Origin of the sequence: Thalassotalea atypica, from assembly GCF_030295975.1 — a bacterium.
Lineage (GTDB): Bacteria > Pseudomonadota > Gammaproteobacteria > Enterobacterales > Alteromonadaceae > Thalassotalea_F > Thalassotalea_F atypica.
Genome location: NZ_AP027364.1, coordinates 2,501,638 through 2,523,135, shown reverse-complemented (window position 1 = coordinate 2,523,135; position 21,498 = coordinate 2,501,638). Strand labels below are relative to the sequence as shown.

Genomic DNA, 21,498 nt, shown 5'->3' with positions numbered 1-21,498 from the left:
TAATGAGTTTTATCGACACAACAGCACAAGTTAATGGTATTAAATTAGCTTATCAGCTCCATGGCAATGAGCAAGATCCTGTGCTCTTGTTAATACATGGTTTAAGCACACCTTTAACGGGTTGGCCAAGCAATATGGTCACTCGCTTTGTAGAGCAAGGCTTTAGAGTGTTGTTGGTTGATAATCGGGATATCGGACAGTCGCAATTACAAGATCATTTAAAAATCCCTAATTTTGTTTGGTTTTTATTGAAGAAAAAATTAGGGTTTTCGGCTAATCCACCATATCACTTAGACGATATGAAAAATGACATCGTCGCGTTACTAAACCACTTAGAAATAGATAAAGTTCACGTGGTAGGTGCGTCTATGGGGGGAATGATTGCGCAACTGTTAGCGATTCATCATCCTGAATTAGTCGCGACATTAACATCAATCATGTCGACAACGGGTGATAAATCCTTACCTAAAATGGAAAAGTCAGTTGGCGAAGAACTTGCCAAAAAACCTAAATCAAACTCGTATGAAGACAGGGTGCAATATCACATTAATAAGTGGCAATTGCTAGGTGGAGAAACATATCAAGAAAACATCGATGATCTTAATGAGTATGTTGAAAGCATGGTTAAAAGAGGCATAACCGCAAAAGGCACTGCTCGACAAATATTGGCGATTCTTTGCGCTAAAAATAGAACGCCTCTATTAAGTAAATTAACTATCCCAAGCCTAGTATTACATGGTGACGCTGATACGTTAGTTAAAGTTGAATGTGGTAAAGCGACAGCAAAAGCAATACCTAATAGTAAATTAAAAATTTATCCGAATATGGGGCACAATTTTCCAAGCCCGATACTGTCAGAAATTGTGCAAGATATCGTTCAATTTATTCAACCTCATTTAAGTAACCCTGCCAATTCGGCTAATTCAAATAACGCATTAGAACCTACAAATGACTCAATATAAAAACAAAATAGCCGTAGTTAGTGGCGCAGCTTCAGGGATTGGTTACGAGTTGGCAATGCAGCTTGCACAAAAAGGCTGTAACTTAGCGCTTATTGATAGAAATATAGGCGGCTTAGAAAAAGTAAAAGAACAAATAGAATCGTTAGGTGTGCAATGTTTTATTAAAGATGTCGATGTTTCTGATAACAATGCGTTTATCGCCTTTGCAGATGAAGTAATTGATAAGTTTGGGCAAGTTGATTTCTTATTTAATAACGCAGGCGTTAGCTTAATTGACTCTGTAGAAAATCAATCTTTAGAGGATTTTCATTGGTTAATGAATATTAACTTCTGGGGTGTAGTACACGGCACCAATGCGTTTTTACCACACCTTAAAAAATCAGACGCAGCGCATATCGTAAATGTTTCAAGCTTATTTGGTTTATTATCGTTACCGTTACAAAGTGCCTATAACTCGTCAAAATTTGCCGTACGTGGTTTTACCGAAGCACTAAAAATGGAAATGGCAGGTACTAATGTCTCTGTACATTGTGTTCATCCTGGAGGCATTAAAACCAATATTACCAATAGCGCAAAAATATCATCACCACATGTTGAGCGTAGCAAGATATTAGATGACTTTAATAAGCAAGCTAAAACAACCGCAGAGCAAGCCGCGAGTATTATTTTACAAGGTATAGAAAAGAAAAAGCGCCGCATTTTGGTCGGTAGTGATGCTAAGTTACTTGATCGAATTGTTCGATGGTTCCCAGAAACTTATGAAAAAATATTAGGTTTTGAAAAAGGTGTTATAGCGAAACGAAAAGCTGATTAATATTGAATAACGTCAACGTCACGGGGCATTTGTTAAGCTGTGCTTGGCAATTTCTTTCCATAGTGATAAGCCACCACGCTATGAATAAAGCTAAGCGGTATACCTTGTTCTTCACTTATCATCACAGCAAGCTCGTCATGCTGTGATGATAGTTTGTCCACAATCGCTTTTTGAATTTACATGGCTTAAATCTTCTTAGTCTTAAATAGACAAACTAAATTGCTCTTCTGACATTGCCATTAGGCTTTTAGCACCGTTGCGTAAACAGGCTAAGTGTCCATGCGCTTTAGGCAAAATACGATCAAAATAAAATTCAGCAGTATTTTGTTTCGCTTGATAGAAATCATTTTCTGTTGCTTGCTCATTTAACGCTTGTTGTGCTGTTTTAGCTGACTGGATCCACATGAACGCTAAGACGATATAGCCAGAAAGCATTAAATAATCAACAGATGCTGCGCCAATTTCATCAGCATTAATGGCTGACTTCATGGCAATATCTTTGGTGACGTCTTGCCATAACTCGACATATTCTTGCAATGTCGCGCAATATTCACCAAGGTTGCCATTTTGATTTTTTTGACAAAAAGCGATGATTTCAGCCGTAAAACTATTGAGTAGTTCGCCTTTATTGGCAAGCACTTTACGACCAATTAAATCTAGTGCTTGAATACCTGTAGTGCCTTCGTATAAACAGCAAATCTTAGTATCTCTAAGCAATTGCTCCATACCCCATTCTTTAATAAAACCATGGCCACCAAACACTTGAATGCCGTAACTGGTATTATCGACAGCGGTTTCAGTTAAAAATGCTTTGGCAATAGGGGTGAGTAGCGCTAAACGATTATTGGCTTCAATAATGTCTTGCTGCGTTTTTCCTGCGTGAGTGGTATCGACTAATTGACCTAAATAGGCAACCAATGCTCTGCCACCTTCGGCGATAGATTTTTGCGTTAACAACATGCGCCTAACATCGGGATGAACAATAATAGGGTCGGCAGGGCCGTTAGGATTTTTAACCCCAGACATAGAGCGCATTTGTAGTCGATCTTTAGCATAAGCCAGAGAGCCTTGAAAAGCAGCTTCAGATGCTGCAACACCTTCATTTGCTACCCCTAATCGAGCACCATTCATAAAGGTAAACATGCAGTTTAATCCACGGTTCTTTTCACCAATTAAATAGCCCTTGGCATTGTCAAAATTAATGACACAAGTCGCATTGCCATTAATGCCCATTTTATGTTCAATAGAACCACAGCTAACGCCATTTTCATCGCTAACTGTGCCATCGTCATTAACATTAAATTTAGGCACGATAAATAACGATATGCCTTTAGTACCTTTTGGTGAATCTATCGCTCTTGCGATCACTAAATGAACGATATTCTCTGATAGGTCATGTTCGCCGGCAGAGATAAAGATTTTACTGCCATTAAGCGAGTAGGTGCCATCTTCGTTTAACTCGGCCTTGGTACTGAGTAACCCTAAATCAGTTCCGCAATGAGATTCGGTTAAGCACATCGTGCCTGTCCATGTGCCATCGACAAGGTGTGGCATAAACATGTTTTTTTGTTGTTCAGTTCCGTGATGCTCTAATGTTGACATACAGCCGTGACTCAAGCCGGGATACATGGCAAAGCTATGATTAGCAGAAGAAAGCATTTCACTGACCATAGTATTTAATGAATGCGGTAGCCCTTGACCACCAAACTCTATCGATTGTGAAAGTGTTGGCCAGCCACCATCAATATAATGTCGGTAAGCATCTTTAAAACCGTCTGGTGTCGTTACCTTACCATTGTCCCAGTGACAACCTTGTTGATCGCCAATTTGATTAATAGGGGCGATAACTTGCTCAGTAAATTTAGCCGCTTCTGATAAGATCGCTTCAATCATTTCTGGCGATGCATCTTCAAAGCCAAGCTTTTGGTAATGATCCTCGCTGTTAAATAGCTCTTGAGTGGCAAATTTAAAATCACGCAAAGGCGCTTTATATTCAAACATATTATTCTCTTTTAACGTCGTAATTTAAGTAGTTAGAACCAATCAGCTTGTGTATCAAATGAAGTGCTGTCGATAGTCTTAACCAGGTCACCCCAGTGATAAGTCAAAGGTAATTCGCTGTTGAAGAAATACTTCATTGCTTGAATTTTACCTTTGTAAAACTTTTGCTCGTCAATGTGTGGCTCAAGTGTTAAAGCATTTGAGGCTATAGCCCCTTGTTGTAGCCACAACCAAGCGATAGTGATATGGCCAAACATGTTTAAGTAACTTACAGAGTTAGAGAATACTAAGTCAGGATTTTTTGATTGGGCTTCAGTTAATACTGTAGTGGTTACTTCCCTTAAATTGCTAACCGCTTTTTCCAATGAGTGAGCAAAAGGAGATAATTCATCATTATTTTTGCACTCAGCTATAGTGTCGCCAAGTACACTAAGGAAAGCTTCATAGCCCTTAAATTTATTCATTGGCACTTTACGGCATAATAGATCAAGCGATTGAATGCCAGTTGTTCCTTCATGGATAGGATTTAAGCGGTTATCGCGGTAGAACATTTCCACTGGGTGTTCGTTGGTATAACCATGACCACCTAATACCTGAATCGCGAGATCATTTGATTTAGGACCAAACTCAGAAGGCCAGCTTTTTATAATGGGTGTTAAGAAATCTAATACTAACGTGGCGTGTTTTCTTTCTTCTTCTGTTAATGCGGTTTTTTCGTCATCGGCTAATTGGTGACCATATAAACATAAGGCATACGCACCTTCTGAATAGGCCTTTTGTGTAAGCAACATACGTTTTACATCAGGGTGTTCGATGATATTAACCGGAGGAGATTTAGGATCTTTACATGATAATAAACGACCTTGAGGGCGTTCTTTTGCATAGTGCAATGAATATTGAAAACCAGTAAGCGCGGTTAGTGCTGCGCCTGTACCGACTAAAATACGTGCTTCATTCATCATATGGAACATGTACATTAGACCCTTGTTTTCTTCACCAATTAAATAGGCAACAGCACCGTCTTTTTCACCAAAACTTAATGCTGTTGAAGTGTGGCCACGTCCACCCATTTTGTGGAAAAGGCCAGCCAATGCGACTTCATTCTTTTCGCCAATACTGCCATCATCGTTCATTAAAAATTTAGGCACAACAAATAATGAAATACCTTTAACACCTTTAGGTGCGCCTTTAACACGAGCAAGCACTAAGTGAACAATGTTTTCATTTAAGTCGTGATCGCCACCGGAGATAAAAATTTTATTACCTATTAAGCGATAATTACCATTTTCGTCTTTAGTTGCTGTCGTAGTTAAATCCGCTAAGCCAGAGCCAGCACCAGGCTCTGTCATTGCCATGGTTCCAGCAAAGCGGCCTTCACGCATCGGCTGAACCCATTTTTCAATTTGTTCTTGCGTGCCGTGTGCTTCAATTAAATTACAGTTAGCATGTGTTAGTGACAGGTAACCTAAACTGGTACTGGCAACAGCTGAAAGATAAGCAAACGCGCCACTTGCTGCTACCATAGGTAATTGCATACCGCCCATTTCATAATCAGAAGTAGGTGCACTTAAACCTGCATTTACTACCGCATCTAAGCCTTCTTTTATTTCAGGAATTAAATGAACTTTCTTACCATCAAAAGTTGGTTCATTGGCATCGACCTTTTGTCGAATAGGTAAAAAGTACTGCTCTGCTATCGCTTGTGCGGTATCTATTGCGCCGTTAAATGTCGTGCGATCATGGTCTTGATATTTTTCTCGTACTGTAAGCTTTTCAATCTCAAACATTTCATATAAGAAAAACTCAATATCTCGACGGTTTACAATAGGTGCATTCATTTATTACTCCCCATAAATCTAATTATTATATGACTTTATAAGGATGGAGAATTATTGTTGTCACATTGGTGACATTTCGCCTTTTAAGTGAGCTTTGTTTTTTCATAGATAGACCGTTACTTGGTTGCTAACTCTATGGCGAACCACTGACTGGCATTAACTGGTGCTGTGGCCAGTATTATAGAATAAATAGTACGTCTCACATGGTTAACTTGCTGTTATTTAAAGAATAAGTTATCTCTTGGTAACCTTTCTTGAGGGGGTAGTGACTTAGGTCGTGAGAGTTCGAGTCTCTCTATCGCACCAAACACAGGTTCATTAAGAACCATTAAAGACCGGAATAACCTATATTAACAAGGTGTTCCGGTTTTTTTATGTCCGATACCTTCCTATGCAGTTTAGTAACTCTTAAGTGTTTGATAGTACGTGATGTAGTACAGTTTGTTTCTAACAATGTTTGTACTACATAAATTGGCTCAATAATTACGCCTCCATCATCACTCAATATATCAGGTTAAATGTCTACAGAACGATTTGTAATGAACCATTTTTTATTTAATTCCTAATTCTAGGCCTGGGTTTAGGTTGAAATATGAGTTTTAACGTTGGCGCTAAAACTATTCTTGTCGATAAATTGACTTAGCTTATTTAACAATCTAAATGGTAGAAAAATACGGGAAAACCACTAGAATTCTTACATTCACTTTTAGCGAATTGCTATAATTAATGCATCAAAAACTTTTCGAGATTTATGTAATGCGGACTTTTCAGATCTGTTTTCTTAGTGGTTTATTAATTTCATGTGGCGGAGGAAGCTCAAGCAGTGAAGACAACTCTCCTCCTGTAGTCGATCCCCAACCAACTCCGCTTGTTTCATTTTCTGTATCAGATGCTCCAGTAGATGCTGTAACTTCAGTAAATGTTACGTTCAGCTCTATTACATTGAAGTCAGTTAATGATGATGATGAAGATGATGAATCAGGGCTAAATATCCCTATTTTAGATGACAATGGCAATCCTACGACCATGACAATTAATTTGATGGATTATCAAGATGGTGAGCAAAAGCTCATTATTGATAAAGCAGAAGTGAACGCAGGTAAGTATACAAACTTGATACTTAATACCTCCGGTTGTCCTCAAAATCAAAATGGTAGTACTGAATTTTGTTGGGTTGTTGACAATGACGGCATCAAAACATTAAAAACACCAAGTAATAAACTAAAATTGGGCGCTGTTAGTGTTTCTACAGCATCGGAACAAGCATTTACTATTGAGTTTAATTTACGCTCCTCGATGACCGTAACTGCTGGCGGTGCCTCATACAACCTCAAGCCTCATGGCGTTAGAATTGTTGATGGTACAACCGTAGGCTCTTTGTCTGGAACTGTTGACGTTAATTTATTAACAGCGGGTGAGGGGTGCGACACGGTATACGAAGAAGGTGTCGATCATGGCAAAATTATTTACCTTTATGAAGGGGAAGTCACTTCGGAAGCCGTTATGGGAGATGAATATGATCTTGATATTGCGCAAAATGAAATTCCAGAGAACGTAATTCAACCATATACATCAGACTCAGTTTCTTTAGATATAGACTCTGGTACATACAACTACCATCTGTCACAACTCCCCGCAGGCGATTATACGGTTGCATTTTCGTGTGGAGCTGTCGGAGATGATCCGGAAGAGTATGACAGTATTGCGATAGCTAACCCGAGCAATCAATTGCACAACGTTACAATCGAAGCCAACATAGGATCAGTTATTAATTTTACTGAAGAGTAGCTTTAACTGCATAGCTGCCGGAAAGGCAGCTATGCTTGCAGTTGTTATAACATTTCCACATGGCATGCGATAAGTACAATCTAGCCTAATTTCCTCTCTCTTAATTCCTCATCTTAAAAAACGCCATTGCACTTTCACTTGTTATGTATTACTGAAACTTAGCTTATCTGAACATCAGATAAAGATACAAAGTGATACAAATCGAGAAGCATTGGTACGCTTTTCTGCGCCGATTTTGAGTACAGTTTTTATGTAATTAATTAGATTAAAGGATTAAATAACATGAAATTTTTCTCTCAGGTGCCATTAATAACAGCCATATCATTTGCCAGTTTAGGCTTAGCTGGCTGCGGAAGCAGCTCATCAAGTAATGATGAGGTCAAAATCACAGAGCAAACCAGTACAGTCGTTGAAGCGCCGATTGATTATCAGTTAGTGATAGACAGTGTTATAGGCGAAAATGTGCCAGGGGTTATTTTACGGGTAGAGACACCAGAGTTTTTATTTTTAGGAAGTGCAGGTGTCGCTGACACCGAAACACAAGAGCCTATGCAAACCTATCATCAACAACCAACAGCAAGTGCTGGCAAGCCGATGATTGGATTACTAACCGCAATATTAGTTGATGAAGGGCTACTAGGCCTTGATGATACATTAGACTTATGGCTTGACGATGAAATTTTAGACCGTATCGCCTTTAGTCGTGAAATGACCTTGCGCCAACTGCTCAATCACAGTGCAGGCGTTTTCAATTTTGTCACAGATGAAGCCTACGAAGAGTTATTGTTAACTGAGCCTGAGCGGTTTAAATCTGCCATGGACTTTCTTCCAATTGTATACGATAAGCCAGCCTCTTTTTACCCAGGAGAGGGCTATAGCTATTCCAATACGGGCTATTTATTAGCGAGTTTGGTGCTAGATAAAGTGCTAGGTGAGCATCACTCTGTGGCATTGCGCGAGCGTATTTTGATGCCACTTGCACTTAACTCAACGTATTATCGTGGTATTGAAAAATCTCTGGGTGATTTTATCCAAGGCTACCATATTCAAGGGGGCGAGCTATACCTGACTAAAAATCACCATGAAAATATTGCAACAGCAAATGATCCAGTGGTTTCTACAGTTGAAGATATGGGACTTTTTCTGAAAAGCCTAGTGATGGATGACAGTTTCATTAGTGATGATATTCGAGAATTGATGTGGGGAGACGGCAGTGCAGTGCAACTTTCGCCAGATACTGATTATGGCTTAGGTATTTCACTGAAAAATTTCCAAGGTACTACCGGTTATGCACATGATGGACTTAATTACGGTTATCGAACCAACAACATTTACGTCAAAGAAAAAGATTTAACCATCACGGCGTTTATTAATTGTTCGACTGAACCAGTATGCGCAAACGCCATGGATACGGTGGTTAACAGTGTACTTGCCGAGCACTTTTAAAAAATAACATAAAAAATCTAAATTCTTCAATAAAACAGCGATTAAGCACGTAGATGATTATTTGTATTAATCGTTGTTGTTAACTTAAATTTGTCCGCTGGATGATATAAAACTGCATAACTAATAGGATATCCGCTTGATATTGTTGTGCGTGTCACTTTTAAGCAGGGGACAGAATCATTTAACTTTAAGTTATGTTTTAATATTTGTGTTGGCATCATGGCCTCAACACTAATTTCAGCTTCCGTTAGTGGTGATATTGATGACAAATATTCATTAACGGTAATTTTACTAAAATCCTGTTCTAAAAATAATGGCACTCTATCTGCATTCACATATCGTTCTTCAAGTTGAATAGGTGTGTTATTTTCATAATGAATAACAATTACTTTAAATACTTTAGTAACGTGTGAATTAAATGGAAATGCAGACTCACCTGTAGGCTCAAAGGAGAGTTTACTCAATACCATCATTCTGTGCTTATGACCTCGGGCTTTTATTTCATCTGAAATATTTTTAATTTCAAGAATAGAGCTTTGTGCTTGAATGAATGAAACAAATGTTCCAACACTCGGAACTCTTTTTAATAGGCCTTCCAAAACCAACTCATCAACCGCTTTTCTTGCTGTCATACGGCTCGCCGAAAATTGTGTCGCAAGCTCAATTTCAGACGGAATTTTAAACCCTTCTTCCCATTCAGTAGAGCGTATTTTGTCGCTTAAGGTGTTCGCAATGACTTTGTATTTGGGTTGATTCATAAAATTTTATTGTTAGTTCTTAGTACGTACAAGATATTAACATTGGGCTCACTTTTAGTATATACCACATTAATAAACGTAAATCGCTTTTGCCACTTTCTCTATTTTAATCATATTTAACATCATTGAAACAACATTTTTTATTTCTAAAAAACCTGTTGTATATACCGGTATAGTCATGTATAAAAAATGGGCTTAAAAAAATAAAACATAGCAATCACTGTCGGAGAGAAGATTAATGAAGCAACTTAGAAAGCGCTTAACACCCATTGCCAAATCACTATTGTTAAGTGGGTTTGTCGCCATGCCATTTTTGTCACTAGCTGAAATCACAAATGAGCAAGATATTGAAAAAATTGAAGTTACTGGTTCAAGAATTAAACGGGCAGATATGGAGTCTGCTAGTCCAGTATCGGTTATTACGTCAACTGATATCAGCATGTCTGGTATTTCTAGTGTGGAAAACTTATTACAGGAAATGTCATTTTCTGCAGGTGTTGCGGGTAATGCAAGCAATGCTTATTGGACAAGTGGTGGCTACGGAACAGCTCAAGTCAACTTACGTGGACTAGGTATTAAAAGAACCTTAGTGCTGTTTAATGGTAGACGTGTTGTCGCTGGTGGCACAGGGGCTAACAGTAGTGTTGATTTGAATATGATCCCTACATCAATGATTGAACGAGTCGAGGTGCTTAAAGATGGTGCTTCTGCGGTATATGGTGCAGACGCTGTTGCTGGTGTGGTTAACATCATCACGAAAAAGGAGTTCGAAGGTGCTGAGTTTGATATTAAAGCTGGCATTACAGATGAAAATGATGGTGAGAGTCAAGACTTAAGTCTTACTCTTGGTGGTAACTTTGACCGTGGTAATGCGGTATTAAGTCTAAATTACAGCAATACTGAAGCGGTTAGACAATCAGATAGAATTGATTGTGCGAAGTTTGGTACAGAAGACGGTGAGTTCCAGTGTTTTGGTAGTGGAACGACTGAAGGTGGTCGAGCACTTTTAGCTGATGGTAGCCAAGTACAATTCAACCAAAACCCAGATACAAATACTTACGGAAATGCATACGGTCCATACAGTAATGCACAGCACGGTTTTGAGTGGATTCCATACTTAAATGCCGTTAGCCCTATGGAACGTATTAATATTTCAAGCTTTGTTAATTATGAAGTTAGCGATTCAATTAACTTGTTTACAGAGGCGATGTACACCAAGCGTAAAGGTGAACAAATTGTTACCCCTCGTAACGGTTTTGGGGGCATTCAAGTTGATGCTGACTTTATGTACAACCCGACAGGACAAGACTTAGAATTTCAACGTCGACGTAATACTGAGCTAGGTGCGCCTTACTTTTTCCAAGAAACTGACACAGTACGAATCGTACTTGGTTTGAATGGTGAGTTAGATAATGGTTGGAACTGGGAAGTTGCCTATAACTACGGACGTAACACAGGTACTGATGGCTGGACGTTTGACATCGACCCGGATAAAGCACAGCAAACATTAGATGACAGCACTTGTACTTATGACAACACTAATGGTATTCCCTGTGGCGACTGGTTTGGTACTAATGAATTATCTCAAGATGTAATTGATTATGTAAAATACCGCCGCGAAGGTACAGGTGGTAATGAGATGAGAAGTTGGACAGCCAACTTATCTGGTGAGTTATTCGAATTACCTGCTGGCACGCTTGCCTTTGCAACGGGTATTGAGCAGCGTTGGGAAGATGGTTGGAGAAACCCAGACTCTACTGTTTTAGCCAATGGCAATGAAGATCCCATTAGTGGTAGTTTTGACGTATCAGAAGCTTATATTGAAATTTCTGCACCTATTTTTGAATCTCTAACAGCAGATGCTGCAATACGTTATTCTGATTACAGTTTCACTGATGCAGAAACTACCCATAAAATTGGTCTAACATGGCGTGTAAATGAGCAATTTATGGTTCGTGGTGTACAATCATCGGCATTTCGAGCGCCTGTCATTACCGAGTTATTTGGTGGTACAAATGGTGAAAACTTAAGAACTATCGACCCGTGTGAAAATGCTACTGGCGCTATCGCTGCAAATTGTCAGTCAGATGGTGTCCCGGCTAACTTTGTTCAAGACGGTACAACTATATTGACAAGTGTTGGTGGCAATCCAGAGCTTGGTGCTGAGACGGCAGATACTGTCACTGTTGGTGTTGTATGGGAAGCAAGCATAGTTGATGGCTTATCAGCAACGGTTGATTACTTTGATATTGAAATAGACGACTCAATCACCTCAGTTAATGGCTCAGATATGCTTCGCCTTTGTTATGAAGATCCTAATGGAAACTCTCAATTTTGTGACTCATTTACGCGTCACCCTGTGACTAAGCAAGTTGACCAATTAAATCAACGCCCTGTTAATGCGGCTGTAGAAAAGGTCAGTGGTATTGATGTAAACGTTGAATATAAGTTTGATTTGTACGGTTTTGATGCGAAGACTATTGTTGATATTACTCGACTTTTAGATCATGAAAGTACACCATTTGCAGGACAACCGACGATAGATAAAGTGGGTTATATCACTGAAGATCAGGGAAGTTACACTGAGTGGCGTGGTAATTTTACGTTTGCTTTAGCGAGTGATGATTGGCATGTATCATACTCTCTACGATATATCGGGAGTGCAGATGATGTAAATGGTGGTGATTTTGATCCATTGGGTAAATCTGTCGATGCTATTACTTATTCAGATGTTGCCGCATCATATAGATTTAATGACAGTCTGCAATTAACGGTAGGTGTAGATAATCTATTTGATGAAGATGCTCCTTATTTAACTTCGTGGAATGATGCGAACACTGACGTTATGACCTATGACCTATTAGGTAGACGTGGTTTTGCAAGATTAAACTACAAGTTCTAAATATGTCTCTTTATATAAGGCTTACTTCTCCCTGAGTAAGCCTTTTTTACTTCTGCTTTATCCTACGTTAGTCTATTCATAATATTTTAGAACTAGAAATAAAATGATTAAAAAGCTTTTAATTAGCATTTTGTTCTGCATCAGCTTTATTGCCGTAGCAGTACCTGCGGATATTGATTTCCAAGCATTAAACCACCAGATTGCTCAAAACCCTGAGCAGGCTTTTTATGAATTACAAAGCCAGCTTGATGCTGGCGTGGCGTTACAAGAAAAAGTTAAATTGTTCGTTGTCTTATCTGAATTGGCTTATTACGTAGATCAGCCCGAGCATATACTACATTATGTAAAAGAGGCCATCGCTTCCGGTTTATTGAATGAGTTATGGTATGCAAGAGCACTGGTGAGTAAAGCGCGAGGCCATTATCAAAGAAGAGAAAACAAGCTCTTTCTCATTACTGCTCAAACCGCCTATGAAAAAGCAAAGCAAAGTCGCGCACCTACTATTGAAACGGCAGCGTTAATAGAGTTGATATTTGCCAATATGTCATTAGGCCGCGATAATCAAAGGGAAACTAACTTAAAACTGGCCCATAAATATCTATCATATTTACCGAGTGGCTTTGAAAAAGCGATCCTATTACAGCGTTATTCGACCATCTTGAGAGATTTAGGTCGTTATTCCGAAGCAATTAAGCTCATTAAAGACACCATCGAGATGTTTCGGCACTTGCAAAGCCCACACTTTACGTCTATCAGCTATTACAACCTAGGACGTATAGAAGAGCGACAAGAAAACTTCAAAGCAGCAATTAGTGCAATGCAGCTTTCTTACCGATGGGCGTTGAAAGATAAAAACTATCTAAACCAAGCTTTTTCGTTATCAAGAATGGCCGAATATCAAGAAAAACTACAGTTGTTAAAGGACGCTAAACAATCACTTGAGCTTGCAAAGGAAAGTGCGATAAGGGCGCAATCATCAAGAGTACAGCTACTGACCTATAAGAATATTGCTGAATTTACCTGTAGAAATGAAATGAATGGTGCCTGTTTTCAGCATTTAAAAAGTGCAATTGAACATGCAAAAAAAAGCGATCTTAACAAAGATAAAGTTGAGTTGGAAAGGTACTTAGCTAGTATCTATGCAAAAGAAGGACAGTATCAAAAGGCATATGAAACACTGGTCTCGAGTATTGAATAGTTACAAATAGATCGTTGGTTGATCTTGCTAATGCGGTCTTTATTATGATATTTTTCGTCGGTACGTTTTGATTTAAGTGTGATTAATGTCTCGTTCACTATCTAAAGTAATAGTTGTTGTTAGCTTTATGGTTGCTCTACTTGGGCAAGCATTTGCTTTTGCTGCTATGTCTTGTGATATGTCAAAACATGATTCTTCTGCTCCTCAACATAGCTCAATGATGATGACACACGATATGTCAACTATGCATCATGAAGGGATGATGATGAGTGTTAGCAGTGATGCTATGGATGAGTCACACGGTGCTTGTTGTATGACCGAGTGTTATTGTCCTACTAATGGCTGCAGTAATGCGGCAATTATAGAGTCAACCATCGCTAAACCTGAACACCTTCTTATTGCAGATAAAATGTATTCGACTCACTCGTCATTTTACTCAGTTGCTGCCTCTTCTTTATTTCGTCCTCCCATTATTGCCTAATACAGGATCAGTGTGTCTGTAATTTGATGCACAACATACGCAATAACTGGGCTTGAACAATACTAGCTCCAGAAACACCCAAAAACTATTCCAGATTATCTGGAGGTAATATGAACTTAAAAACTTTAATTATCATCGCTGTGCTATTTGCACCTACGTATCTATTTGCAAGTAACGAACAGCCGACTCCATCATCTAGCCAAGTAAATCAAGCAACAGAGCTGTTGGTTTTTAAAACGCCAACGTGTGGTTGTTGTAAAAAATGGATCAGCCATTTAGAGCAAGAGCAGATCATTACTCATGCGAAAGATTATCAAGACATCACTAGCATCAAGCAAAAATTCAACATTACGCCTAATTACCGCTCATGCCACACAGCCATTACTCAAAGTGGGTTTGCTTTTGAAGGTCATGTACCCGCTAAATTTATCAAAAAATTCTTAAGTGAGGCGCATTCAGATGCCATTGGCTTGTCTGTACCAGCAATGCCGGTCGGCTCTCCTGGCATGGAAGTTGGTGACAAATTTATGCCATATAAAATTTTGATTTTATATCCTGACGGTAGCAGCAAAGTGTATGCGCAAATAAATAGCTATGAGGAGCAGTTTTAATGCCTATATTGAGTAGTTGTCGCATAAAGGCAAAATTGATGCCTTTATTAGCGATAATGACATTTCAAGTGTTTGCCGCCCAGCAGGTTACGCTAGAGCAAGCCATTACCCTTGCCCAGCAAAACGATCCATGGTCTAAAGGAAATGATTTAAAGCAATCGGCAATAGAGGCGAGAAGTATCGCCTCATTAGCATTAGCCGATCCGAAAGTATCGATTAGCGCGACGAATCTGCCAACGGATAACTGGGATTTTGATCAAGAAGCTATGACACAGCTAAAAGTGGGGGTCAGCCAAATGCTACCTCGCGGTGATGTGTTAAAAATTAAAAGTGCTCAGTTAACAACCGAAGCAGAAAAATTCCCGTTACTAAACGCTAATCGTAATGCGCAAGTCGAAAAACAAGTGACGCAACTATGGTTAGACGCTTATCTCGCTCAAAAAACCATTCGTTTGATTAATGACGATAAAGGGCTGTTTGAGCAAATGGTTGACATTGCTAAAGCCAGTTATTCAACGGCTGTGGGTAAGACGAGACAACAAGACGTTATTCGCGCTCAACTAGAGCTACTGCGTCTAGATGATCGTCTCGTTACTGAACAGCAAAAACTTGAAACGGCCAAGGCAGGTTTATCGGAGTGGTTTTATCAATCAAACCAAGAAAACTCGAGCTTTTATTTTCAAGATGCCATTAGCAACTTTAGTGTCGACAATACATTGCCACACCTGTCATTGAGCAATGGGCAATGGTTAAAAAATAACACACCGAGCAAAAGTGAATTGGCGCAACTACTTGTTAATCATCCTGTCGTGTTAGCGGTTGATGTTAAACAAAAGGTCGCTAAACAGGGCGTTGAACTTGCCCAGCAGCAATACCAACCGCAATTTGGTGTAAACGCAAGTTACGCTTATCGTGACAATGCGCCAAATGGCACAGATCGCTCTGACTTTTTCTCGGTCGGGGTAACATTTGATTTGCCGTTATTTACAAAGAACAAGCAAGACAAAGTTGTCAGTGCATCAATGGCTGACGCTGAGGCAATAAATACAGAAAAGCTCTTACTGGTGAGAAACATGATTGCCGAGGTAGAAAAAGAACTCCGTAATCTAAATCGTTTATCACAAAGGCAAACACTGTATAAAAGCCAGTTGATTAAGCAAACCCACGAGCAAGCAGAAGCGGCCTTAACCGCATACACCAATGACGATGGTGACTTTGCTGAGGTGGTAAGAGCGCGAATTGCGCAACTTAATACCACAATAGCAAAAGTTAACATTGATGTTGACGCGTTAAAAACCGTCTCTCGTTTAAATTATTTTCTCATCCCATCAACGAATAATCACCTAGCATCTTCTTCGGAGTTATCAGATGTCAAATAACCATAAAACAATCATCGCTTTAGTTATAGGTGCAGCAATTGGCGCAGGCACTTTAACGTTATTGCAACCCAAGATGTCTGATAGTGTAATGGCTAGCGACTCAGGTGAGAAAAAACCACTTTATTGGGTCGCACCGATGGACTCAAATTACCGTCGAGACAAAGCTGGAAAATCACCGATGGGCATGGACTTAGTGCCTGTGTATGAAGAAAGCAGCGGTGCTGATGACTTTGGCCCCGGCGCGGTGACGATCTCACCACATGTTGTTAATAATTTAGGCGTTAAAACAGCTCAAGTTGAAGTCGCGCCACTTAGTAAAGTGATTTCAACGGTTGGTTATGTGCAATATGACGAAGATAAGCTCCTGCATATTCACCCGAGAGTTGAAGGTTGGATTGAGCAGTTATTTGTTAAGGCAGAAGGCAACCCGGTTGAACAAGGTCAAGCGCTTTATACTCTATATTCTCCGCAATTAGTGAACGCACAAGAAGAACTGTTAATTGCAATTAAACGCAAAAATAACACGCTAATTAAAGCCGCTAAAGAGCGACTAGCGGCGCTTCAGCTGTCAACAAAGTTTATCAATCAATTAGTGAAAACTCAGCAAGTAAAACAAAGCATTACTTTTTACGCGCCACAATCCGGTGTGCTTGACGGCTTAAAAGTGCGCGAAGGTTTTTATGTCAAGCCGGGGAATACCTTAATGAGCATTGGTCAGTTAGAGCAAGTTTGGGTTGAAGCTGAAGTGTTTGAGCGTGATGCTGCGCAAGTTAAAGCGGGATTGCCGGTAACCATGACACTAGATTATCTACCGGGTAAATCTTGGCAAGGTAAAGTTGATTATGTTTACCCTAGCTTAAATGCACAAAATAGAACATTACGCGTGCGTTTGAAGTTTGATAATAAAGATTTTGAATTAAAACCGAATATGTTTACTCATGTGGAAATAGAAACCCAAACCCGTCATGACTCGATACTTGTACCCAAAGAAGCGGTCATTCGCACCGGTAAACAAGACCGTGTTGTCTTGGTGTTAGGTGAAGGTCAATTTAAGTCGATTGCAGTTAAAATAGGCGGTGTTGAACAAGGTAATGTTGAGATACTGGAAGGACTAAGTGAAGGAGACAGTATTGTTACCTCCGCACAATTCTTGATTGACTCTGAGTCTAGCAAAAACTCTGACTTTAAACGCATGAGCCATAATGATGAACCTACCTCAGTTTGGATGGAAGGTGAAATCAACAGTGTCATGTTCGGGCATAACATGGTCAATATTAGCCATGGGCCAGCAAAAGAGTGGGATTGGCCTGAAATGACAATGGATTTTATCGTTGCAGACAGCGTTGATATTAATGAATTACAAGCTGGGCAGACGTTACATTTTGAAGTGACAAAAACAGACAATGGTTATCAAATGACTGGTATCCATATTATGTCTGAAATGAATATGCCTGAGCCTGAAGTACCTTCAGCAACCGTCAATGGCGTCATCAATGAAATCGCCACTGATACGCGTGTAGTTAATGTCAGTCGCGAAGCAATAGAAAAGTGGCAACGTCCTGCGGCAACAATGGACTTTATCGCTGATGAAGGGATTGATTTAAATACATTTAGCCCTGGTGATAAGGTGACTTTTACGTTTGAAGTGCATGATGATTTAATCATCAAGACGTTAGCACAGCAAACAGAAGCTGCTAGCGCAGATCACAGTAACCATCATTAAGCGAGACTGACATGATAGAACGTATAATTCATTGGTCGGTCTTTAATCGTTTTTTCGTATTATTGGCGACATTTATTTTAATTGGCGCAGGCTTATTTGCTTTTAAAAATACGCCTGTTGACGCGCTGCCTGATTTATCTGATGTTCAGGTGATCATTAAAACATCTTATCCAGGTCAAGCGCCGCAAGTGGTCGAAGATCAAGTAACATACCCTTTAACTACCGCTATGTTGTCGGTGCCGGGCGCACAAACGGTGCGAGGATACTCATTTTTTGGTGACTCTTATGTCTACATTATTTTTGATGACGATGTCGATTTATATTGGGCGCGCTCAAGGGTACTTGAGTATTTATCACAAGTAGCACCGAGTTTACCGTCATCGGCAAAACCGCAATTAGGCCCAGATGCAACCGGTGTTGGTTGGGTTTATTTGTACGCTCTTGTAGATAAAACCGGACAGCACGACATTAGCCAATTACGCAGTATCCAAGATTGGTTTTTAAAGTATGAATTGCAAACGGTTGATGGTGTTTCAGAAGTCGCTGCAATTGGCGGTATGGTCAAGCAATACCAAGTCGTGGTTAATCCAGACAAATTACGTGCTTATGATATTCCGCTTAGCTTGATTCAACAGGCGATAAAACAAGGTAACCAAGAAGTTGGCGCCTCGGTTGTTGAAATGGCTGAAGCCGAATATATGGTAACCGCCTCGGGTTATATTCAATCTAGCGCTGATCTAGAAGCGATACCTTTAGGGTTAAACAACAACGGCACACCACTATTATTAGGCGATGTGGCTGATGTTAACATAGGTCCTCAAATGCGTCGCGGTGTTGCTGAGCTTAACGGTGAAGGTGAAACTGTTGGTGGCGTTGTGGTGATGCGTTTTGGTGAAAATGCTCAAAAAACCATTGAAGGGGTAAAAGCGAAACTTAAAGAGTTAAAGCGTGGTTTACCTGATGGCGTCGAAATCGTTACTGTTTACGATCGCTCAGGTCTGATTGAACGAGCGGTTGATAATTTATGGTCGAAACTTGCTGAAGAGCTGGCGGTAGTTGCGCTTGTTTGTGTGGTGTTTTTATTCCATGTTCGCTCGTCTATCGTTGCCATAATCAGTTTACCGCTCGGCATTTTAGTATCATTTATCATCATGTATTTCCAAGGGATTAACGCTAATATAATGTCGCTTGGCGGTATAGCAATCGCGATAGGAGCAATGACCGACGGCGCTATTGTGATGATAGAAAATATGCATAAGCATATGGAGAAAACGCCGTTAACCAATGAAAACCGATGGCAAATAGTCGCTAAGTCAGCTTCTGAAGTTGGCCCTGCTTTATTCTTTAGCTTATTGATCATTACGGTAAGTTTCTTGCCGGTATTTATACTGGAAGCGCAAGAAGGGCGTATGTTTGCGCCACTGGCTTACACGAAAACCTATGCAATGGCAGCGTCGGCCGGTCTTGCTATCACCTTAATTCCGGTGCTGATGGGCTATTTCATTCGCGGTAAAGTGATTTCGGAAAATAAGAACCCGGTAAACCGCGCACTTATCGCAGGCTATAAGCCATTACTTACTTTAGTGCTAAATTACCCTAAAAGCACAATTGCTGCTGCGCTTGTTATCACGTGGATAGGGTTCTCTCCTTTGGATAAAATTGGTAGTGAATTTATCCCGCCATTGGATGAAGGTGACTTAATGTATATGCCGACCACATATCCAGGTATATCTATAGGTAAAGCGCGTGAATTACTGCAGCAAACTGACAAGTTAATCCGTACCGTACCGGAAGTTAAAAGTGTCTTTGGTAAAGTAGGGCGAGCAGAAACGGCAACTGATCCTGCGCCGTTGACGATGATTGAAACCTTTATTCAGTTAAAGCCAAGATCTCAATGGCGTGAAGGGGTAACAACTCAAAGCTTAAAGCAAGAATTTGATAAATTGGTACAGTTTCCGGGCTTAACCAATGCTTGGGTGATGCCAATCAAAACTCGTATTGATATGCTAGCAACCGGTATTAAAACACCGGTCGGTATTAAAGTGGCGGGCAGTGATTTAGCGGTTATTCAAGATATTGGTCAGCAAATTGAAACCGTATTAAAAGATCACCCCGGTACCGCTTCAGTTTACTCTGAGCGTGTTGCTGGTGGTCGTTATATCAAGGTAGACATCAATCGCATCAAAGCGGCTCGTTACGGTTTAAACATTGCTGACGTCCAGCAAGTGGTTGCGACAGCTATTGGCGGTATGAATGTTACTCAAACCATTGAAGGGCTAGAGCGCTATCCGGTTAATTTGCGCTACCCACAAGATTATCGAGACTCCCCGGAACAGCTACAAAAACTGCCAATTATCACCCCTAAAGGTCAACGTATTGCATTAGCCGATGTGGCCGACGTTTATGTAGAAGACGGGCCGCCGGGCATTAAAAGTGAAAATGCGCGTATCAACGGTTGGAGCTTTATAGACATTGAAGGTGTTGATATTGGCAGCTATGTTGAGGGAGCCAAAGCGAAAGTAGCGAATGAAATTGATTTGCCAGCTGGCTACTCAATTAGTTGGGCAGGTCAGTATGAGTATATGGAAAGAGCGAAAGATAAGCTTAGCTATGTACTGCCTTTAACACTCGCCATCATAGTTGTGCTGCTCTATTTAAACTTTAGAAGTTTTGCCGAAGTGGCAATCATTATGGGCACATTACCACTGGCGATGATTGGTGGTATTTGGCTGATGTACCTAGAAGGTTTTAATTTCTCCGTTGCTGTTGGGGTTGGCTTTATTGCACTAGCCGGTGTCGCGGTGGAAATTGGCGTCATTATGTTAGTGTATTTAAACCAAGCATATAAGGAAGCGCAAGAGCAAGCTTTAGCAGAAAATAAAGCGTTTGATAAAGCCGCTTTAGTTGAAGCCATTAGGCAAGGCGCAGGTTTAAGAGTTCGCCCCGTAATGATGACAGTGGCCACTATTATTATTGGCTTAATGCCGATTTTATATGGCAGTGGTACAGGCTCTGAAGTGATGAGCCGAATTGCTGCGCCAATGGTCGGTGGTATGGCAAGTGCGGTTATTTTAACTTTGTTAGTATTGCCAGCGGTTTACTTTTTATGGCGCTCTCATTCACTAAAAGATAGTAATAATGCCCCTTTTAGCTTGTTAAAAACTAGTCGTAAATATCACAAGTGGTTAATGGCATTTTTAGGCGTTCAATTTATGATTTGGTCTGTCACTGGTGCCTATATGGTGTTCTTTGATATTGACTATATTCATGGTGATAGCCTTGTAAAAAATCATCAAACTAAGTTAAAACCTGAGAATATTCAGTATTCTTTGCACGAATTGTATCAAGCATATCCTGATGCAGAGCGAATGAATGTCACAAAATTTTTAGATCTTGATGTCTATCGTTTTGTTGAAAATGGTACGCATTACATGGTTGATGCGAGTAGTGGTCAATTGTTATCCCCGTTGTCTAAGGAGCTTGCTGTAAAAGCGGCAATCCATGAATATACCGGCTCAGGTGGGGTGGCAAGTGTTGAATATATTAAAGATAATCCGCCATTTGAGCTCAGTCGCCGAGTACATGACGCATTGCCTG

The 21,498-nt window shown here is 40.1% G+C and carries 14 protein-coding genes and 1 pseudogene; 11 read left to right on the top strand and 4 right to left on the bottom strand.

All coding sequences use genetic code 11. From position 1 onward, the window contains the following. Window positions 1–2: 2 nt before the first annotated feature. Complete coding sequence (locus QUE03_RS11585) at window positions 3–962, top strand: alpha/beta fold hydrolase (RefSeq protein ID WP_286261588.1); 960 nt, start codon at window positions 3–5, stop codon at window positions 960–962. Beyond that, window positions 949–1,776, top strand: a complete 828-nt coding sequence (locus tag QUE03_RS11580; RefSeq protein WP_286261586.1) for an SDR family NAD(P)-dependent oxidoreductase — start codon at window positions 949–951, stop codon at window positions 1,774–1,776. Before QUE03_RS11585 ends, QUE03_RS11580 begins: the two co-directional genes overlap by 14 nt. 32 nt (window positions 1,777–1,808) lie before the next feature. Here the strand turns inward: QUE03_RS11580 and QUE03_RS11575 are convergent, their stop codons facing one another. From QUE03_RS11575 to QUE03_RS11565, 3 genes are read right to left on the bottom strand one after another with little or no spacing between them, the layout of a single operon-like run. Then, window positions 1,809–1,937 carry a hypothetical protein gene (locus tag QUE03_RS11575; RefSeq protein WP_286261584.1) on the bottom strand — a complete coding sequence of 43 codons (129 nt, stop codon included), beginning with the start codon at window positions 1,935–1,937 and terminating at the stop codon, window positions 1,809–1,811. A gap of 40 nt (window positions 1,938–1,977) precedes the next feature. Continuing rightward, entirely contained in the window at window positions 1,978–3,777 is a 1,800-nt protein-coding gene (locus tag QUE03_RS11570; protein ID WP_286261583.1) for an acyl-CoA dehydrogenase C-terminal domain-containing protein, read from the bottom strand. Window positions 3,778–3,809: 32 nt separating this feature from the next. Then, window positions 3,810–5,615 carry an acyl-CoA dehydrogenase gene (locus tag QUE03_RS11565; RefSeq protein WP_286261581.1) on the bottom strand — a complete coding sequence of 602 codons (1,806 nt, stop codon included), beginning with the start codon at window positions 5,613–5,615 and terminating at the stop codon, window positions 3,810–3,812. Window positions 5,616–6,371: 756 nt separating this feature from the next. Here QUE03_RS11565 and QUE03_RS11560 point away from each other — a divergent pair. Both QUE03_RS11560 and QUE03_RS11555 read left to right on the top strand, forming a co-directional pair. Beyond that, the gene (locus QUE03_RS11560) at window positions 6,372–7,403 is read left to right on the top strand and encodes a DUF4382 domain-containing protein (protein WP_286261580.1); all 1,032 of its coding nucleotides are present in this window, start codon (window positions 6,372–6,374) and stop codon (window positions 7,401–7,403) included. 282 nt (window positions 7,404–7,685) lie between these two features. After that, a complete protein-coding gene (locus QUE03_RS11555; RefSeq protein WP_286261578.1) occupies window positions 7,686–8,849 on the top strand; it encodes a serine hydrolase domain-containing protein in 1,164 nt (387 codons plus the stop codon). 41 nt (window positions 8,850–8,890) lie between these two features. On the opposite strand, the gene hutC is transcribed toward QUE03_RS11555, so the two are convergent. Beyond that, entirely contained in the window at window positions 8,891–9,607 is a 717-nt protein-coding gene (hutC, locus tag QUE03_RS11550) for a histidine utilization transcriptional repressor HutC (protein WP_286261576.1), read from the bottom strand. 238 nt (window positions 9,608–9,845) lie between these two features. Between hutC and QUE03_RS11545 the strand changes: the two genes are divergently transcribed. From QUE03_RS11545 to QUE03_RS11515, 7 genes and pseudogenes are all read left to right on the top strand, one after another. Then, window positions 9,846–12,509: a TonB-dependent receptor gene (locus QUE03_RS11545; RefSeq protein WP_286261574.1), complete on the top strand. Its 2,664-nt coding sequence runs from the start codon at window positions 9,846–9,848 to the stop codon at window positions 12,507–12,509. 103 nt (window positions 12,510–12,612) lie between these two features. Beyond that, entirely contained in the window at window positions 12,613–13,707 is a 1,095-nt protein-coding gene (locus tag QUE03_RS11540; RefSeq protein WP_286261573.1) for a tetratricopeptide repeat protein, read from the top strand. 85 nt (window positions 13,708–13,792) lie between these two features. Beyond that, window positions 13,793–14,188 (top strand): hypothetical protein, encoded by a 396-nt coding sequence (locus tag QUE03_RS11535; protein WP_286261572.1) that lies wholly within the window; start codon window positions 13,793–13,795, stop codon window positions 14,186–14,188. A gap of 110 nt (window positions 14,189–14,298) precedes the next feature. Next, the gene (locus QUE03_RS11530) at window positions 14,299–14,799 is read left to right on the top strand and encodes a DUF411 domain-containing protein (protein WP_286261569.1); all 501 of its coding nucleotides are present in this window, start codon (window positions 14,299–14,301) and stop codon (window positions 14,797–14,799) included. Then, a complete protein-coding gene (locus tag QUE03_RS11525; RefSeq protein ID WP_286261567.1) occupies window positions 14,799–16,178 on the top strand; it encodes a TolC family protein in 1,380 nt (459 codons plus the stop codon). The genes QUE03_RS11530 and QUE03_RS11525 overlap by 1 nt, the downstream gene beginning before the upstream one ends. Continuing rightward, window positions 16,168–17,901 (top strand): efflux RND transporter periplasmic adaptor subunit, encoded by a 1,734-nt coding sequence (locus tag QUE03_RS11520; protein WP_286261565.1) that lies wholly within the window; start codon window positions 16,168–16,170, stop codon window positions 17,899–17,901. Before QUE03_RS11525 ends, QUE03_RS11520 begins: the two co-directional genes overlap by 11 nt. An 11-nt stretch (window positions 17,902–17,912) precedes the next feature. Next, window positions 17,913–21,029, top strand: a pseudogene (locus tag QUE03_RS11515) (efflux RND transporter permease subunit); the annotation flags it as partial. Window positions 21,030–21,498: the final 469 nt, after the last annotated feature.

Coding starts and splice junctions, on each gene's coding strand:
- QUE03_RS11585 (WP_286261588.1), top strand. CDS start 3: ATGAGTTTTATCGACACAACAGCACAAGTTAATGGTATTAAATTAGCT.
- QUE03_RS11580 (WP_286261586.1), top strand. CDS start 949: ATGACTCAATATAAAAACAAAATAGCCGTAGTTAGTGGCGCAGCTTCA.
- QUE03_RS11570 (WP_286261583.1), bottom strand. CDS start 3,777: ATGTTTGAATATAAAGCGCCTTTGCGTGATTTTAAATTTGCCACTCAA.
- QUE03_RS11565 (WP_286261581.1), bottom strand. CDS start 5,615: ATGAATGCACCTATTGTAAACCGTCGAGATATTGAGTTTTTCTTATAT.
- QUE03_RS11560 (WP_286261580.1), top strand. CDS start 6,372: ATGCGGACTTTTCAGATCTGTTTTCTTAGTGGTTTATTAATTTCATGT.
- QUE03_RS11555 (WP_286261578.1), top strand. CDS start 7,686: ATGAAATTTTTCTCTCAGGTGCCATTAATAACAGCCATATCATTTGCC.
- hutC (WP_286261576.1), bottom strand. CDS start 9,607: ATGAATCAACCCAAATACAAAGTCATTGCGAACACCTTAAGCGACAAA.
- QUE03_RS11545 (WP_286261574.1), top strand. CDS start 9,846: ATGAAGCAACTTAGAAAGCGCTTAACACCCATTGCCAAATCACTATTG.
- QUE03_RS11540 (WP_286261573.1), top strand. CDS start 12,613: ATGATTAAAAAGCTTTTAATTAGCATTTTGTTCTGCATCAGCTTTATT.
- QUE03_RS11535 (WP_286261572.1), top strand. CDS start 13,793: ATGTCTCGTTCACTATCTAAAGTAATAGTTGTTGTTAGCTTTATGGTT.
- QUE03_RS11530 (WP_286261569.1), top strand. CDS start 14,299: ATGAACTTAAAAACTTTAATTATCATCGCTGTGCTATTTGCACCTACG.
- QUE03_RS11525 (WP_286261567.1), top strand. CDS start 14,799: ATGCCTATATTGAGTAGTTGTCGCATAAAGGCAAAATTGATGCCTTTA.
- QUE03_RS11520 (WP_286261565.1), top strand. CDS start 16,168: ATGTCAAATAACCATAAAACAATCATCGCTTTAGTTATAGGTGCAGCA.